Origin of the sequence: Halovenus aranensis, assembly GCF_900100385.1 — an archaeon.
Taxonomy (GTDB): domain Archaea; phylum Halobacteriota; class Halobacteria; order Halobacteriales; family Haloarculaceae; genus Halovenus; species Halovenus aranensis.
The window spans coordinates 196,675-211,420 of the sequence record NZ_FNFC01000001.1 but is presented as its reverse complement, the minus strand read 5'-3'; the positions used below and the strand labels follow the sequence as shown (position 1 = coordinate 211,420).

At 61.9% G+C, this 14,746-nt stretch carries 19 protein-coding genes and 2 tRNA genes; 14 read left to right on the top strand and 7 right to left on the bottom strand.

Going from position 1 to position 14,746, the window contains the following annotated elements; all coding sequences use genetic code 11:
• The first annotated feature begins 82 nt into the window (after window positions 1-82).
• The 5 genes from BLR34_RS01115 to BLR34_RS01095 all read left to right on the top strand — a co-directional run bounded on the left by BLR34_RS01115 (window position 83) and on the right by BLR34_RS01095 (window position 5,328).
• A complete protein-coding gene (locus BLR34_RS01115; protein WP_092698565.1) occupies window positions 83-358 on the top strand; it encodes a ribonuclease P protein component 4 in 276 nt (91 codons plus the stop codon).
• A gap of 61 nt (window positions 359-419) precedes the next feature.
• Window positions 420-668 (top strand): YhbY family RNA-binding protein, encoded by a 249-nt coding sequence (locus BLR34_RS01110; protein WP_092698563.1) that lies wholly within the window; start codon window positions 420-422, stop codon window positions 666-668.
• Entirely contained in the window at window positions 665-1,576 is a 912-nt protein-coding gene (locus tag BLR34_RS01105; RefSeq protein WP_092698560.1) for a mechanosensitive ion channel family protein, read from the top strand. Before BLR34_RS01110 ends, BLR34_RS01105 begins: the two co-directional genes overlap by 4 nt.
• A 181-nt stretch (window positions 1,577-1,757) precedes the next feature.
• The gene (locus BLR34_RS01100) at window positions 1,758-2,738 is read left to right on the top strand and encodes a transcription initiation factor IIB (protein WP_092698558.1); all 981 of its coding nucleotides are present in this window, start codon (window positions 1,758-1,760) and stop codon (window positions 2,736-2,738) included.
• Window positions 2,739-2,793: 55 nt separating this feature from the next.
• Window positions 2,794-5,328 carry an outer membrane protein assembly factor BamB family protein gene (locus BLR34_RS01095; RefSeq protein ID WP_092698556.1) on the top strand — a complete coding sequence of 845 codons (2,535 nt, stop codon included), beginning with the start codon at window positions 2,794-2,796 and terminating at the stop codon, window positions 5,326-5,328.
• A 1-nt stretch (window position 5,329) separates the two neighbouring features.
• Here the strand turns inward: BLR34_RS01095 and BLR34_RS01090 are convergent, their stop codons facing one another.
• Genes BLR34_RS01090 through BLR34_RS01080 form a run of 3 tightly spaced genes read right to left on the bottom strand, consistent with a single transcriptional unit; the run spans window position 5,330 to window position 7,083 of the window.
• The gene (locus BLR34_RS01090) at window positions 5,330-5,797 is read right to left on the bottom strand and encodes a double winged helix-containing putative transcriptional regulator (protein ID WP_092698554.1); all 468 of its coding nucleotides are present in this window, start codon (window positions 5,795-5,797) and stop codon (window positions 5,330-5,332) included.
• Window positions 5,797-6,729 carry a methenyltetrahydromethanopterin cyclohydrolase gene (gene mch, locus BLR34_RS01085; RefSeq protein WP_092698552.1) on the bottom strand — a complete coding sequence of 311 codons (933 nt, stop codon included), beginning with the start codon at window positions 6,727-6,729 and terminating at the stop codon, window positions 5,797-5,799. The genes BLR34_RS01090 and mch overlap by 1 nt, the downstream gene beginning before the upstream one ends.
• 45 nt (window positions 6,730-6,774) lie before the next feature.
• On the bottom strand, window positions 6,775-7,083 hold the full coding sequence (locus BLR34_RS01080) for a thiamine-binding protein (RefSeq protein WP_092698550.1): 309 nt from the start codon (window positions 7,081-7,083) through the stop codon (window positions 6,775-6,777).
• An 89-nt stretch (window positions 7,084-7,172) separates the two neighbouring features.
• On the opposite strand from BLR34_RS01080, the gene BLR34_RS01075 reads away from it, so the two are divergent.
• Both BLR34_RS01075 and dpsA read left to right on the top strand, forming a co-directional pair.
• Complete coding sequence (locus BLR34_RS01075; RefSeq protein ID WP_092698548.1) at window positions 7,173-7,499, top strand: hypothetical protein; 327 nt, start codon at window positions 7,173-7,175, stop codon at window positions 7,497-7,499.
• A gap of 88 nt (window positions 7,500-7,587) precedes the next feature.
• A complete protein-coding gene (gene dpsA, locus BLR34_RS01070) occupies window positions 7,588-8,133 on the top strand; it encodes a DNA starvation/stationary phase protection protein DpsA (protein ID WP_092698546.1) in 546 nt (181 codons plus the stop codon).
• Here the strand turns inward: dpsA and BLR34_RS16800 are convergent, their stop codons facing one another.
• The gene (locus BLR34_RS16800; protein WP_176765194.1) at window positions 8,134-8,295 is read right to left on the bottom strand and encodes a hypothetical protein; all 162 of its coding nucleotides are present in this window, start codon (window positions 8,293-8,295) and stop codon (window positions 8,134-8,136) included.
• Between the two features lie 194 nt (window positions 8,296-8,489).
• Between BLR34_RS16800 and BLR34_RS01065 the strand changes: the two genes are divergently transcribed.
• Together BLR34_RS01065 and BLR34_RS01060 are read left to right on the top strand one after the other, a co-directional pair.
• On the top strand, window positions 8,490-8,756 hold the full coding sequence (locus tag BLR34_RS01065; RefSeq protein WP_092698543.1) for a hypothetical protein: 267 nt from the start codon (window positions 8,490-8,492) through the stop codon (window positions 8,754-8,756).
• A 43-nt stretch (window positions 8,757-8,799) separates the two neighbouring features.
• A complete protein-coding gene (locus tag BLR34_RS01060; RefSeq protein ID WP_092698541.1) occupies window positions 8,800-9,423 on the top strand; it encodes a DUF7547 family protein in 624 nt (207 codons plus the stop codon).
• Here BLR34_RS01060 and BLR34_RS01055 read toward each other — a convergent pair.
• A complete protein-coding gene (locus BLR34_RS01055) occupies window positions 9,420-9,968 on the bottom strand; it encodes an NfeD family protein (RefSeq protein WP_092698539.1) in 549 nt (182 codons plus the stop codon). The genes BLR34_RS01060 and BLR34_RS01055 overlap by 4 nt on opposite strands.
• Before the next feature lie 57 nt (window positions 9,969-10,025).
• Window positions 10,026-10,244, bottom strand: coding sequence for a hypothetical protein (locus BLR34_RS01050; protein WP_092698537.1), 219 nt, complete (start codon window positions 10,242-10,244; stop codon window positions 10,026-10,028).
• 60 nt (window positions 10,245-10,304) lie between these two features.
• Here BLR34_RS01050 and BLR34_RS01045 point away from each other — a divergent pair, with 60 nt between their 5' ends.
• The 4 genes from BLR34_RS01045 to BLR34_RS01030 all read left to right on the top strand — a co-directional run bounded on the left by BLR34_RS01045 (window position 10,305) and on the right by BLR34_RS01030 (window position 13,595).
• Window positions 10,305-11,024 carry a DUF2064 domain-containing protein gene (locus BLR34_RS01045; RefSeq protein WP_092698535.1) on the top strand — a complete coding sequence of 240 codons (720 nt, stop codon included), beginning with the start codon at window positions 10,305-10,307 and terminating at the stop codon, window positions 11,022-11,024.
• A gap of 31 nt (window positions 11,025-11,055) precedes the next feature.
• A tRNA-Ser gene (locus BLR34_RS01040) sits at window positions 11,056-11,140 on the top strand.
• Between the two features lie 191 nt (window positions 11,141-11,331).
• Window positions 11,332-12,045 carry an ABC transporter ATP-binding protein gene (locus BLR34_RS01035; RefSeq protein ID WP_092698533.1) on the top strand — a complete coding sequence of 238 codons (714 nt, stop codon included), beginning with the start codon at window positions 11,332-11,334 and terminating at the stop codon, window positions 12,043-12,045.
• On the top strand, window positions 12,042-13,595 hold the full coding sequence (locus tag BLR34_RS01030; protein WP_092698531.1) for a hypothetical protein: 1,554 nt from the start codon (window positions 12,042-12,044) through the stop codon (window positions 13,593-13,595). Before BLR34_RS01035 ends, BLR34_RS01030 begins: the two co-directional genes overlap by 4 nt.
• A 93-nt stretch (window positions 13,596-13,688) precedes the next feature.
• On the opposite strand, the gene BLR34_RS01025 is transcribed toward BLR34_RS01030, so the two are convergent.
• Window positions 13,689-13,759 (bottom strand) — tRNA-Gly (locus tag BLR34_RS01025).
• A 135-nt stretch (window positions 13,760-13,894) separates the two neighbouring features.
• On the opposite strand from BLR34_RS01025, the gene BLR34_RS01020 reads away from it, so the two are divergent.
• A complete protein-coding gene (locus tag BLR34_RS01020; protein WP_092698528.1) occupies window positions 13,895-14,740 on the top strand; it encodes an NAD+ synthase in 846 nt (281 codons plus the stop codon).
• The last annotated feature ends 6 nt before the right edge of the window (window positions 14,741-14,746 follow it).

Genomic DNA, 14,746 nt, shown 5'->3' with positions numbered 1-14,746 from the left:
TTGCTGAATATTATTTTTCACTGTCAGAGTTTCGTGGTCGAGAACGGAAGCTATACGTGGGAAACCAGGCGATAGATAAGGCGTGAGTATCGCAGCGGAACGAATCGAGCGGTTACATGACCTAGCACGAGAGGCCGTTCGTCAGGGCTGCGACGACCGCGCCCGTCGCTACGTCCGTAGAGCGCGCCGTCTCGCCGAGCGAAACCGGCTACGTCTTCCCCGTAAGTTCCTCCGGTTCACCTGTGACCGCTGTGATGTGGCGCTGGTTCCAGGCACGAACGCGCGTGTCCGGCTACAGGATGGGCACGTCGTCGTGACGTGTGACTGTGGCGAACACGACCGGTATCCGTACGAGTAGCTGAATCGGGGCGATGTGTTTGCCCAAATATAAAGGGCGATAGCCCAGAATACGTACACCAATGAGTGCTGACAAACGCCGAGAAAAGATGCATACCCTCGATGTGACGGTCTGGGTCGGCAAGAATGGAATTGAGCCTGTTATCGACGAGCTAGAAACACAGCTGGAAAACCAGCGGTACGTGAAGGTGAAGTTCCACCGGTCGGCGCGTGGTGGGACTGATACGGAGGAGCTCGCAGGTGAACTCGCAGACCGTGTCGACGCAACCGCTGTCGAAACCAGGGGTCATACCGCGGTGATAGAGCGATGAGTGGGCTGGGTCGTCTGACCGATGGGTTTGCAGCCACGACGCCCGTTGCAGACCTGCTCAGCGACGCAAACGTGCCGTGGGCAGACACAGTTGCACAGGCAGTCGTGTTTTTCGGCACCCTGCTCCTCCTGTTCTATCTCGGCCGAACAGTCATCACGCCGGTTGCAAATCGAGCGATGAACGCCCGAGGGCTCGATAGTCACGCGAAGAGGCCGCTGAAAAAGCTCACGAATTTCGCAATCTTGTTCGTCGCGCTGTCGGTCGCGTTCGGGATAGCCGGATTTGGCAGCTTTCTGGAGTCACTGGCGACAATCGGCGCCGCAGCGACGCTCGCTATCGGTTTCGCACTCCAGAAGGTGATTCAGAACTTCGTGGCGGGAATATTTATCTTCGCCGACCGCCCGTTCCGCATCGGCGACTGGATAGAGTGGAACGACAACGCTGGCGTCGTCGAGGATATCAGCCTCCGCGTGACACGTGTCCGGACGTTCGATAACGAACTGGTGACGGTACCAAACGCGCACCTCACAGACAACGCCGTCAAAAACCCCGTTGCGAACGATAAGCTCCGACTCAAGTTCAACTTCGGTATCGGCTACGACGACAACATCGACACAGCGACCGAGATTATCGTCGAGGAGGCCGAACGCCACGACGAGATCCTGGATGACCCAGGGCCGTCGGTCCGACTGGTCGAGCTTGGCGACTCCGACGTTGCACTTCAGGCGCGAGTCTGGATTGCGAACCCAAACCGAGGAGATTTCGTCGCAACGCGTGGCGAATACGTCCAAGCAGTCAAAGAGCGCTTCGACGAGGAAGACATCAACATCCCGTACCCGAACCGCACCATCGGGGGGACACTCGACCTATCGAGTGCCACCGAACTCGCCGAGAGCGTCGACGACTGAGTCGCCGCTCTTCGCTGCGTGTTATCGAAATCGCTCAGTTAACTATCGATTACCAAGAACATTTTTTTACCGAGTATGAATGAAATCTGCAATTCTGGAAAAGATTTAAGTTCTGAAAGAGCCAACATATTGAGTACAGGAAGACGTTTTCCGCGGGCACAAGCCCGATCCCCAGTCCACCATGACCGATACCACTACGAGACGATACGCGCGCGAAAGCGAGAACGAGACCGAAGAGGAATCTGAACGCTCCGGTGAGGAGACAGTCGCCTGTCCAGAGTGTGGCGGCACGCTCACGTCGGATGCTGAACACGGCGAGACGGTCTGTGAAGACTGTGGTCTCGTCGTCGAGGAAGACGAAATCGACCCCGGTCCGGAGTGGCGGGCGTTCGATTCCCGTGAAAAAGACGAGAAATCCCGTGTCGGTGCACCAACGACGCAGATGATGCACGACAAAGGGCTGTCGACGAACATCGGCTGGCAGGACAAAGACGCCTACGGCAACGCACTGTCGAGCCGACAGCGCGAGAAGATGCAACGGCTGCGAACCTGGAACGAGCGGTTCCGTACCCGTGACTCACGAGAGCGCAACCTCAAGCAGGCGCTCGGTGAAATCGACCGGATGGCCTCTGCGCTTGGCCTCCCCGAGAACGTCCGCGAGACCGCGAGTGTCATCTATCGCCGCGCGCTCGAAGACGACCTCCTCCCCGGTCGCTCTATCGAGGGCGTGGCGACGGCGTCGCTGTATGCTGCCGCCCGCAAGGCCAGTACGCCACGCTCGCTCGACGAACTAACGCAGGTGTCGCGCGTCGAGAAAGACGAAATCGCCCGCACCTACCGCTACGTCGTCCGAGAACTCCAGCTCGAAATCGAACCGGCCGACCCCGAAAGCTACGTCCCCCGGTTCGTCTCGGAGCTAACGCTCTCCGAAGAAGTCGAGCGCCGCGCACGCCAGTTGCTCGGCACCGCCAAAGAGCAGGGCGTCCACTCCGGCAAGTCACCGGTCGGTCTGGCGGCGGCCGCTGTGTACGCGGCCTCGCTGTTGACCAACGAGAAGGTGACACAAAGCGAGGTCAGCGAGGTGGCGAATATCTCAGAAGTGACGATTCGGAACCGTTACCACGAACTGCTCGAAGCTGAAGAAGACATCCACGGCCTCTAATCTGCCGACTGTCGTAACGATATGCCTTTTTCCCTCCAGGTCCGAGTGGGCGCTAATGCCAACTATTCCCACATCGGCGTTCGCAGACCAGCTGCAGACGCTCGACCACGAGGACTTCCGGTCGTTCGTTCGGGAGCTCTGGTCACTCGCCGGGTGGGAAACCGCAGTCGAGGGCGATACTGTCGTCTGCACCCGGAACGGGCGCAAGCGGCGTTTGCTGGTGTTGCCGCCGGGTCGCCTCGCCCGATTTCGATACGAGCCGCCACCGACAGGCCAGGTCGACCGCGTTGTCTCGCCCCGTCTCGAAGACGGCGAGGCGGCGACGATTGGAGGTACCGAACTCACACTCGTCGATGCCGAAGACATCCGTCACCGGCTCGTATACGGCTGTGACTCTGCCGGTGGGGCACAGCTCTGGGACGGCTACTTCGATGTCGACTTGCGTGGTCCGGCCTGGGAGCAGTCCCGTGACAGGTGGCTGTGGGCACACGCGGCCCTGGGAGCGGTATCGCTCGTCTTGGTCGCCGGCGCAGTTGCCGTTCTGGTGTTCGGACTCCCCTTTCTGGAGGCAGAAAGCGCACCCGAATCGCGCGTCACGACATTCGATAGTGGGCTGGACCGCGAGATAGCCGTCGGGCCCGCCGAATGGGAGAGCCAGGAGCCGACAGGAATTCCCTGGGGAACGACGGTGTACGCCGGAACGCGAGCGGGGACGCTCAAGGCACTCGCCGGCAAGAGTGGCGAAACACTGTGGACAACAGAGCTAAACGACCGGCTCCGGACGCCGATCGTGGCAAATGGAACCGTCTACGTCAGGTCTGTCTCAGGGGTGTACGCGGTGGATGCACTGACCGGCGACCGCCAGTGGAGTTACACCAACATCACAGGAAATTCGTCTCACTACGACATCTTCTACAGCACAAGTACACGCCTCAGCGTAGTCAACGGGTCGGTCTATTTCAGTGACGGCGAGGAGTTGGTCGCACTAGACGCGACGACTGGAGAGAGGCGGTGGCGCGTCGGGACCTCGACGAGCGTCGCAGGGGCACCGACAGTGCTCGACGGTGTCGTCTACGTCGGTGGGCTCGACGGCGTTGTTTCGGCACACGATGTGGCAAACGGTGAAACAGTCTGGCAGAAAACTGACGACGACGAGACCTTCTACTCCAGTGGCGTTCCGAACGTCGACCCGGAAGCCGACTCGCTGCTCGTCGCCGGGAATTCGGCGCTGTACGCTCTCGACCCCGAGACTGGTGAGACTCGCTGGCGGTTCGACAGCGTCGTCTCCGGCGGAATGTCGCCGCCGGTCGTCCTCAACGGGAGCAAACCACTGGCTCACGACGACACGGCTAACGTGACCGGTGACTCGATGGTGTACGTCACCGGCGCGCGGGAGTTCCTGTACGGACTGGCACCCGAAAGTGGGGAAGAGAGCCTCAGATACCGAGAGGAAGCGGCGCAGTTTTATCCGCCGGTAGTCGGCGCATCTGGCGGCAACGAGTCGAGCGCGTCGGTGTATCTCGTCGGCCAGTCGCCGGTCACCAGCGCCGCGTCGACCGTGACGGCGCTCAACGCAAGTACCGGGAGCGAGCGCTGGCGGCTGGAACAGAACCAGACGCTACTGGCACCGACGACCGCCGGTGAGACGCTGTACGCCGGTACCACGGAGGGCGAGGTGCTGGCGCTCGGGGCCGAGAACGGAACCGAACGATGGCGTGTGAACGCCTTTTCGGGGGAGGTTACGGGGGCAGTGACGGTCATCACTGACCCGTTGGGCGGCGATAGTGTCGACTCTCGTGTGCGCCTCGGCATCGAGGGCCACCACGACTGGCTTACAGACCGCGGGGGCACACCCACCGGGAACGCGAGCGGCCTCTCGGTCGTCGATACGAATGTCTCTGCAGCGGTCGCTGCCAAAGAGCGCGTCGAGGCCCGAGTCACGCTTGTCAACCCGGGTGACGAGCCAGACAGCACGACAGTGACCGTCGAGCCTGACTGGGAGACTGCCGACAGTCCCTTCCAGGCGACGGTCGAACTCGGTCCCGATGAGGGACGGGACGTGGTCGCCTCGTTTGCCGCGCCGAACGAGACCGGTCGTCGCTCTACAGTCGTCACTGTCGGAGACCAGCGCTTCGAACAGACGACGACCATCGTCGACCGGCCAGCACACCAGATATCGGGGCTCGATAGCCCCGAAACCGTCTGGGCGGACGACGACATCGAGGTCATCGCATCGGTACGGAACACGGGTAACGTGACCGCGACTGCGCCCGTCGCGCTCGCGTTCGACGGTGAAGTCGTCGATTCGACCGAGCAGACGGTCGGCCCCAACGAGACGGCGTCGGTGACACTCACCCTCGCACCCGGGGGTGCGCCTGCTGGTGAGTACAACTACACCGTCGCGACCGGCGACAGCGTGCGCTCGGCGAGTATCGAAGTACTTGCAGTCGACCGGCGTGAAGACGCGCTTCCGGTCGTCTCGCAGGTATTCGGTGTCACGTTGTTACTCAGCGGTCTTGCGCTTGGCTGGCGGACGTTGACCGACCTGCGGACCTCGCTGCGAGCGAGACGCGAGCCTACCGAGTCCTGACTCAGGCGGCCCCGGCGGTGTAGCCAGCGCCGTCGGCTGTGAACCGTTCGAAGACGACACCCCAGGCGAGGAGTCGAGCGAGGTACCCTTCGCGGGCGCGCTCGATGCCCCGGAGAGGGTCGTCCTCGAGACGTGAACGAATTGCCGCCGTCGTGAGTGGCCCGTCTTCGGCGTCGAGAACAGCGAGAACTTCCGAGACCCCGAAGACCTGCGTCTCGAATCGGTCGCCGAGCGCCTCGGTATCGAGCGAGTCGACGCTCCGATAGTAGCCGTCGCCGTCGTCTGTGACACAGCCAAGCGCAGAGAGGAAAACGAGCCATTCGCTCGCGTGCTCACGGCGCTCGACGGCGGTGCGGTCACAGAGCCGGGCACAGCAGTCGGTTGTCTCGGCGGGGTCTGTGGGTACGGACTGCCAGACGGCCTCGATAGTCGACCAGTCCCCCGCGGGTGGGAGCTGTCTGTACCGCATTAGAGTCCGAAACTCTCGGCCAGGGTAGCCTCGTCGCGCTCACCGTAGACGTGTGTGTCGCCGCCTCTGACGTCGACGGTGACCTGTGCCGGCGCAAACAGCTCGACCGGAAGCTGGTCGTACGCCCAGTCGACGGACTCGAAGATGTCGACGAAGGGGTCGCCGTGTTCGGTGCCAGCCGTCGAGACGACCTCGTCGAAGTGGTCGAAGGGCTGGTCGACGACGAGGTGGACCTGGCCGCCGTAGGCGACAGCGTCGTTCGTCCGGGCCATCGCCGTCGCCTCATCGTGGGCGACTGGCGCGACAGGCGCCGACCCACTGACAGAGAGCACGTCGAGCGGGTCATAGCCCAGCTCCGAGAGACGGAAAACCGCTAGCTCGGCTGCACGCGATGCCGCGAGGACGCTACCGGTCACACTCGCTGTCGAGAACGTCGGGAGAAAGACGCCGCCTTCTGGCACGTCAGCCCGCGATGCGACGGCCGCGACGACCTCTTCGTCGGGCAGTTGCTCTGCCTCGACGGCGAGGACAGCGAACTCGAATGCGTCTTGGAAGCCGACGCGCTCGTAGATGTCCTCTTCGGCGACGAGTGCGCGCGCCGGTCCACTGCCGAGCCCCTGGAAGCTCTCTGTCTGTAGTTCCCAGCCAGCCTTCCCCGAGCACAGCAGCGCAAGCGCCGGGTGGTCGGTCGTCACCTCGACGTGTGTAAGCGGTGCTCCGGCAATCTCGTCGACGCTGCTCTGGACGGTTGCCAGCCCGGCGGTCCCGATCTCCGCGAGCAACAGCCCTGCCTCGATGGCCCCCGGCAGTTCGACGCCGAAGTCCAGGACCATCGCCTCGTTGTCGAGCGTATGTACGTCGATAGTGAGCTCCTCCGCGAAGTCGATGGCCTCGTCAACAAGTTCCATGGCCATCCGGTTGAGACTCTCCATACAGTGTCGTTCGTGTCGCCGCCCTTATCAAGTCGTGGACTGCGGCTACTGGCTGGTCGCCTCGCGGCCCAGGTGTTCCTCGACGGCGTCGACTTTCGCCTCAGCCGGGTCGTCGGTGGCCCGCTTGTCGTCGATTTTGAGAAATGTCCCCACCCTGTCGCTGTCGACGGCCTCGTGAGCCGCCTGGGCGGCCGCGAACACCTCCGAGACCTCCGAGGCTTCGAGTATCGTTCCCATCGCCGTCGTCTCGTAAGCAACATCGAACGGTTCCAGTGCCTCGACTGCCTTGGCTATTTCGGGCGCCATACTTCCCTCGACTGTCGGTGAGACAGCGAGAAACGCGGTGACTGTCATACCTGTTGTAGCGTCGCCACGCTCAAAAGCTCACCAGATGGCGACAGCACCGATGCCATCCTTATACGAAGCGAGTACGTAACGTAACTATGGAGACGACAATCACGGAGCGAGATGGTGGCATGCTCGCGCGGATAGAGGGTGACGACCGCGTGTTCGAAGTGACCTTCGACTCGATAGAGCCGACAGACGTGACGCTGCGGTTTCACCGAGAGGGCGAACGTGTCGGCAGCATCTACAACGACGATGGAACCGACCGAACGATGGCCCGACTTACCACTGGCAGGGACGGAAACGACTTCATCGGCGTCGAAGTACCCAAACCGTTCGTCACGGCGGTACTCGACGCCGCAACCGAGGCCGGTCGCGTGACTGACGAACACGCAGCCGAGGGGTATCGACTTCGTGTGCTGTGAGGGATTCAAGGAACGTAATTTTAGAAATCGAAAATATAGTTTCTCCTAAAGCCAGATTTATATGGTTGAAGTAACAATATAGTACTGTATGAGTACCCAGAAGTCACCCAGACGAGAGTTCGGTAGTGTCGAAGAAAACGAGCTACGCCTGGAAACCGAGAAAGCGACACAGGTCATCGACGCGCTGAACGCGGACCTCGCAGCGACGTACGTCCTGTACCACCAGCTCAAGAAACACCACTGGAACGTTGCCGGAGCAGAGTTCCTCGATATCCACGAATTCCTCGGCGAGGCAGCAGAGAACGCAGAGGAAGCCGCCGACGAGCTCGCGGAACGCGCACAGGCACTCGGCGGAACTCCCGTCGCCGGACCGGGGGCAATCGAAGAACACGCGCCCGTCGACACAGAAGATCAAGACGTCTACGATATCCGTACCTCACTCGGCAACGACCTCGATATCTACGGCGATATCATCGAAAACCTGCGTGACCACGTCGAGCTGGCGGCGAACCTCGGTGACCACGCGACAGCCCAGCTCCTCCGGGAGATTCTCGTCGAGGTCGAAGAAGACGCCCATCACATCGAACACTACCTCGAAGACGACACGCTCGTGCTCGAAGACGCGACCACGTAACTACCGTTCGAGCGGGACGGTCAGGTCGGTCGCAATCCAACCCTCGGTGTTGTCCTCCTCGGTGAAGACCGTGCGGTCGGGCGAGCTTCGGTGCATCGTCACCCGACACTCTTCGTCCGGTGCCTCCTCTGTGTCTGCTCCCGATTCGTTGAATGCGTCCATCACATCGAATTAGGCCATCCTAAAATTAAAAGAGTTTTGGTTAGCCTAAACAACTGTAACGTCGGTAGGACAAGACCGGGAATAGAGTTCCGTGTGGTATGCTACCGCGTTCTATGAAATCTATTTCAGTAGAGAATCCTACAGAAATATAATTCAGATTATATTTATACGGCAAAGACCGCTAGTATGTTGTGATGAGATTTGGACATACTATCTCGCAGTTTCGTCTGTCGGACCGGCTCTCTCTTTCGGTGCTGGGTCTCGGTCTGGTAGTGCTTGGAGTTATCGCGACCCCGATGGCCGTTGCGCTGCCGATTGGCGGGACTATCGCAACGACAGGGATGCTCTGGGGTATCGACACGCTGCAATCGAGTACAGAGCCGACGGAGTCACGGGTCGACTGTGGCCCGGCCACTGAGGCCTGCAGTGACGGCCCCGGTCCGTGTGCGGCCGACGACTGAACTAGCGTGGTACGTTTTTGTACCGTGGAGGCATAGTCGGCGTATGAGCGACGCGGATTCCGACCCGGAGCTTCGAGAGCTCCTGGCCGAGCTGACGACGACACTCCGAGAGTTAGAGGAGGAAGTAGAGCGCGGACGGCCCCGTGGCCCCCGGCTACCGACGGCAAACGAGCTGGCACGGTTCACCAGCGAGGTGGCGATTCCGGGTCTGATTTTATTGCTCCGGACGAACGTCCGCGCACTGCAGTTACTCCAGCGCGCGCTTCGTCTTGCGGATGGACGTGACCCTTCGCCCGACGGCGCTGTCACCGAGGCCCGTAGCCGGGCCGAAGATGTCGGCCGAGCCTCGCTGTCACAGCTCGACGATGTTCTCACCGACCTCCAGTCTGCACTCGAAGGTCGCAGCGAGAACGAACAGGCGACCGAGCTTCTGGACCGCGCTCGTGACCTCCGCGAGGAGGTTCAAAACGAGCTAGCCGAAGACGGCACCGCTCAGGCACAGACCGACGCCAACCAGTCTGGAGCGGACGCCGTCGGTATCGACATCGAGTCAGAGCTACAGTCGCTGAAAGACAACATCGACGAAGCTGACGACAGTCGCGATAACGACGGAACAGACGACGGCTCTGACAGCGACGAGCCCGGAGACGACGCAGACGAGTCTTAGTTCGGTTCGCGTTCGGCTGTGCGTTCGCGGTCGGCCTCCAGCTCTCGGTCGATGTCGTCCCGGATTTTCGACACAGACTCGACGGTGACGACGTTGCCGCCGCCGGGGTCGACCACGATGACCTCCTCGCCTTCGGGAATCTCGCCGTCCATACTACGGGCCTTGTAGTAGGGGTTGAAGCCGCCATCAGCGAGTTTGATTTCGCCTTCCGTCGGGGTCACCCGTTCGGTCACGCGGCCGGTGGACCCACGAAGTGAGTCCGAATCCGACGTTTTTGCTTTGCCCGACCCACCCATCACGTCGAGTTCGCGGTACACCCAGAGCGTCGCCAGCGAGGCCACAATGACGATGAGACTCATCAAGACCAGATTCACCGTGCCGGGAAGTACGAACGCACCGAAGTAACCCACCAGCCCGGCCGCAAACAGCGCGACACCGACGACGAAAAAGTGCGCGCCGGGAGCAAACGCCTCCGCGATGATGAGACCTGCTCCTACGAGTATCAAAAGCAACGGCAGATTCGTCAGCGCGAGGTCCAGCACCATGCTAACTGGTTGGGAGCCGTCTCGGAAAACAGTTCTGGCCGGGTCACAGACCTGCGGTTACCAGTAGCTCGTCCGGTCCCAGCTCTGCCACGGCCGTCCGATAGCGCCGAAGACGACTATCGCAGTCAGGATGAACCCAAACGAGAGCAACGCGGGCGTCTGCATCTCTGAAGACACAAACAGCTCGTTACCGAGCGCGAAGTTGCCGGCAATACCGAGGACAGCCAGCGAAACCGCCGTGACGACGACTGTCCCCGCGAGTGTTCGCCATTGCATGTCGCCACGTACGCAGTCCCGATATAAAATGCCAAGGGTCCACACCTCCGAGAGAGAGTTATGACCACCGTTGCTGTGCTGGCCGAGTTGCCCGACGACGCGCCTCTCGCCGACCACGAATCACTGTCGGCCGAGGACGCGACCGCGCTGTATCGCGCGTCGCTTCTGGATGTGTGTGACACCGTCGAACACGGCGAGGCCGACCTGCTCGTGAACTACCCCGAGTCCGAGCGCGACAGCAACGCGGAGTTACAGTCGCTGCTCGACGACGAGCTTTCCGAGCCTGGCTCAGTCCGGTACGAAGTGCAGGTCGGAGAGAGCTACGCCGGTCGCGTCGGCAATGCGCTGACTCACCTCCTCGAATCCGAAGGAGAGCGAACCGTCGGCGTCGTCGAACCGACGGCACCGCTGTTGCGGCGAGAGCACATCGGGACGATTGCGATGAAACTCCGGAGCGACGACGTAGTGCTGGGCCCGACGACCAACGGCGGCCTCTACTTCGCCGGATTCACCGACCCGGTAGATTTCACCGACAGCTACGCCGCGCCTGCTGTCGAAACGATGACCCAACGGGCCGTCGATGCGGGTCTATCGGTCGCGTATCTGCCCGTGTTGCCCTGTCTCGACGCGCCTGCAGGGCTCGCGGCGGCCGTCTCGCTCATCCGGGCGCGCAAGGCTGCAGAGAAGATTGTGCCGTCACGGACAACGCGCTGTGTCGAGGAGTTGGGATTGACCGTCGAGGACGGGCAAGTCGTTTCGACGCGTTCCGACAACTCTTAGAGGGGGCAGATAGAACGACACATTGCTGCTAGGTGGGATAGCAAAGTGGCCTAATGCGCCTGCCTTGAGAGCAGGTGGGGTTTTGCCCCTCCTGGGTTCAAATCCCAGTCCCACCGCTTGTGAGCGAACGTACGTGAGTGAACAGCTATCGGGCCGAGATTTGAATTACGCGAGACCGACAGGTGTGTCTCGCAGTCGGGTTCGACTCCCAGTCTCGCCGTTTTCTGTACCGCCTGTGACCGCAGAGCGGAGTGTATCAGCTGCGATGCCGAAATAATTATACGGAGACGTACAACAGTCGAAAGTAGTGACGATTGCTATCGAGACACAGGATTTGACGAAGCGGTTCGGCGACGTTCTCGCGGTCGACGGACTCGACCTGTCGGTTCCCTCCGGAACAGTCTACGGATTCGTTGGGCCAAACGGAGCCGGAAAGACGACCACAATCCGAATGCTCACCGGGTTGTTACAGCCCGACCGTGGAACGGCACGGGTAGACGGTGTCGAGGCGACACGGCGTGGCAAACTCGCGGAGACGCTCGGTTATCTTCCAGCAGAGGCACCCCTGTACGACGAGCTAACCGGACGTGAACAGCTCCAATACGCCGCCCAGTTCCGACGACTGGACGACGGAGACCGCGTCGAGCAGGCGCTGGTCCAGTACGACCTGCTCGATGCCGCGGACCGCCGAGTTGAAGGGTATTCGACGGGGATGCGCCGGAAGCTGGGGCTCGCACAGGCGACGCTACACGAGCCATCGGTCCTGATACTCGACGAGCCACTGAACGGACTCGACCCGGGAGCGACGCGGACGGTTAGAGAACTCGTCGAAACAGTCAGCGACGACGGAACAGCCGTGATGGTGTCCTCTCACGACCTCACGACTATCGAGTCTATCTGCGACCGGGTCGGCATCGTGAGCGAGGGGGAACTGGTTGCCGACGAGCGTCCGGATGACCTGTCGACGGGCGACGGAGACCGTGACCTCGAAACGGCAGTTCTCGAACTCACCGACCAATGAAACAGACCATACGGCGGACGGTGCTCGTCACGCGGCTACACCTCCACCGGAGCTGGCGGCGGCTGCGTGACCGCCCGCGGCTGTTGTTGTTCCAAGCGACCCTCCTCGTCGGGGGATGGGTCTACATCGTTCTCGTCGGTTCCCAGGTTCCAGGTCTCGAGGCGTCGGGAGAGGGAGTCGGTGATATCGATCCGACACAGGTCCGAGAGCTGACCCGCGGGACAGTCGCCGCGCTCTGGCTCTTCTTGGCCGGTCTCGCCGCGTCGGGGACGCCGACACACGCATCGTCTGTCGCCGGTGGCAGCTTCCTGTTGCGCTCGGCAGACATTCGGCCGACGCTGTGGGGGACAGTACTCGCCGAGTACGCGCGCCGTCTGGCCCTTTTCGGCTTGTTCGCGGTTGCGACTGCCGTGGCACTGCTGTGGGGGCTCGGACTCCCGACGCGGAGCCCGCTGGTACTGCTTGCGCTGGTGTTGCTCTTTTTCACCGCCGAGTTGGCCGGTATGGCTGCACGGCTCGGGTTTGCTGCGACCGGCTACAGGCCGAGTAGTGCGGGCCGAGTCGTCGCCGGCGGTGTTGCCCTCGTCGTGTTCTCGTTTGCGCTTGGCTACCCGGCGACCTCACTCTCGGTGCTGTCACAACTTCCCGTCGCGAACTTCGCAGAGGCGTTCCTGGTTCGAGTTCCCGGCGTGTCCCCCGACCGTGCTGCGCTCCGGGTGACGGTTCTCGCGAGTCTCGTCGTCGTCCCGCTGTTGGGACTGCTCACCGAGCGACTGGCTCGCCGAACGTGGTTCAGTGGGAGACAACGCGAGACTCCCGGAGTCGACAGGACGCGCATGGGTGCGTGGCTCGGCTCGCTCGGCATCGAGGGTCCCGCCCGGGCAGTTGCCTGGCGAGTCTGGCTTCAGACGAGGCGACAGCCCATTACGGCCGGGCTGGTCGGTGCCCCGCTGCTCGTCGTCGGCCTGGGTGTCGTCGACCCGCAGGGCGTGGATTTGCCGCTGTTTCCCCTCACGATGGGCCTGTATGCGGTCTGGATGACTGGGTTCGTGTTGGCGCTCAATCCGCTTTCCTCCGAAGACGGGACCCTCCCTCATCTGCTCACTGCCGAAGGAGACGAAATCGTGACCGGATACACGCTGATAGCGGCCGCCGTTGGACTCCCGGTCGCGGTTGCGACAGTCGTCGCTGCCGGCCTACTTATCGGCCCAGTCGAGTTGCTGCCGGCGGCGCTTGTGGTCAGTGTCGCTGTCTTTCTCGGAGCTGTCCCGGCCGGCCTCGCGATGGGGCTGGTTCTCCCTCGGGTAGAGGCTGTTCCCTTCGACTCCGACGGCCCGATTACGCCGAGCAAATTCGCGATGGCCGGTCACACCGTCGTGATTGTGACACTCGCTGCCCCGGCCGCTCTCGGGGTACTCGCGGCTGACGAACTGGGTGTTGCCCCGCTGGCAGTCGTCGGTATCGTGGCCACGATACTGGCTTCGCTCGGAGTCGGGCGAGTCGGGCAGCAAATTGCAGCGAAGCGATTCGACCAGCTAACGGTCGAGTGAGAGGCGCTGCCAGAGGACAGCCGGCGCGGTCGTGTGGCGCAGGTGCTGACAGCGTGTGTCTGGGCAACGCTTACCACCGTTCAGGCAGAGAGATGCGCGGACCGGGAATTGAACCCGGGCTATGAGCTTGGGAAGCTCATGTCCTACCACTAGACCATCCGCGCACACCTCGAAATCCACGGCGAACTCACTTGAGTGTAGCGCTTCGTTAAAGTGGACGTATATTCACTTTTCGAGTGATAGTTCCCATTTCTGGGAGTATCCGACCGGTTTATTTGTGCTGCCTCACAACGAGATGCATGGTAGAGATAGCGAGAGCAGACGAGCCACTGGACCTGACCCTTTCAGAGGCGGAACTCGACCGTCAGCGCGACCACATCACCTCGTTCATCAGCGACACGTACGAGGTATCGGGCGCCGAGTCAGCCGTCATCAACCTCTCGGGAGGCATCGACAGCACACTCACCTCTCACCTCGCCGTCGAGGCGCTCGGCCGAGACGCGGTCTACGGGCTCGTCCTTCCGAGTACCGTCAACAGAGACGAGAACATGAGCGACGCCGAGCGCGTCGCGAGCGAGTTACTCGACATCGAGTACGATGTCGTCGAGATATCGCCGCTCGTGGAGTCGTTCCTCGATGCAAATCCGACAGTCGATACGGCGGCCCTCGACGACGAATCGGTCCAGGTCGCTGTCGGAAACCTGCGGGCGCGGATTCGAGCGGTGCTCGCGTTTTTCGAGGCGAATCGCCGCGGTGGATTCGTCCTCGGAACGGGGAACAGAAGCGAAGCGGCGGTCGGCTACTACACGAAGTACGGCGACGGCGCCGTCGACTGTCATCCTATCGGCAATCTCTACAAACAGCAGGTCAGACAGCTCGCTCAGCACCTCGGGGTTCCGGAGGCGATGGCGACGAAGACACCCTCTGCAGGCCTGTGGGACGACCAGACCGACGAGGAGGAACTCGGCGTCGGCTACGATACGCTCGACTCGGTGCTCGCGCTCCACATCGACGGACCGCTCTCTGTGAATGCAACGGCTGCCGAACTCGGCGTCGACGACTCGGTTATCGAGCACGTCCGGGAGCTTCACGAGACGAGCCGCCACAAGCGACACGTCCCGCCGTCACCCGAACCGCTCTTCTAGAACAGC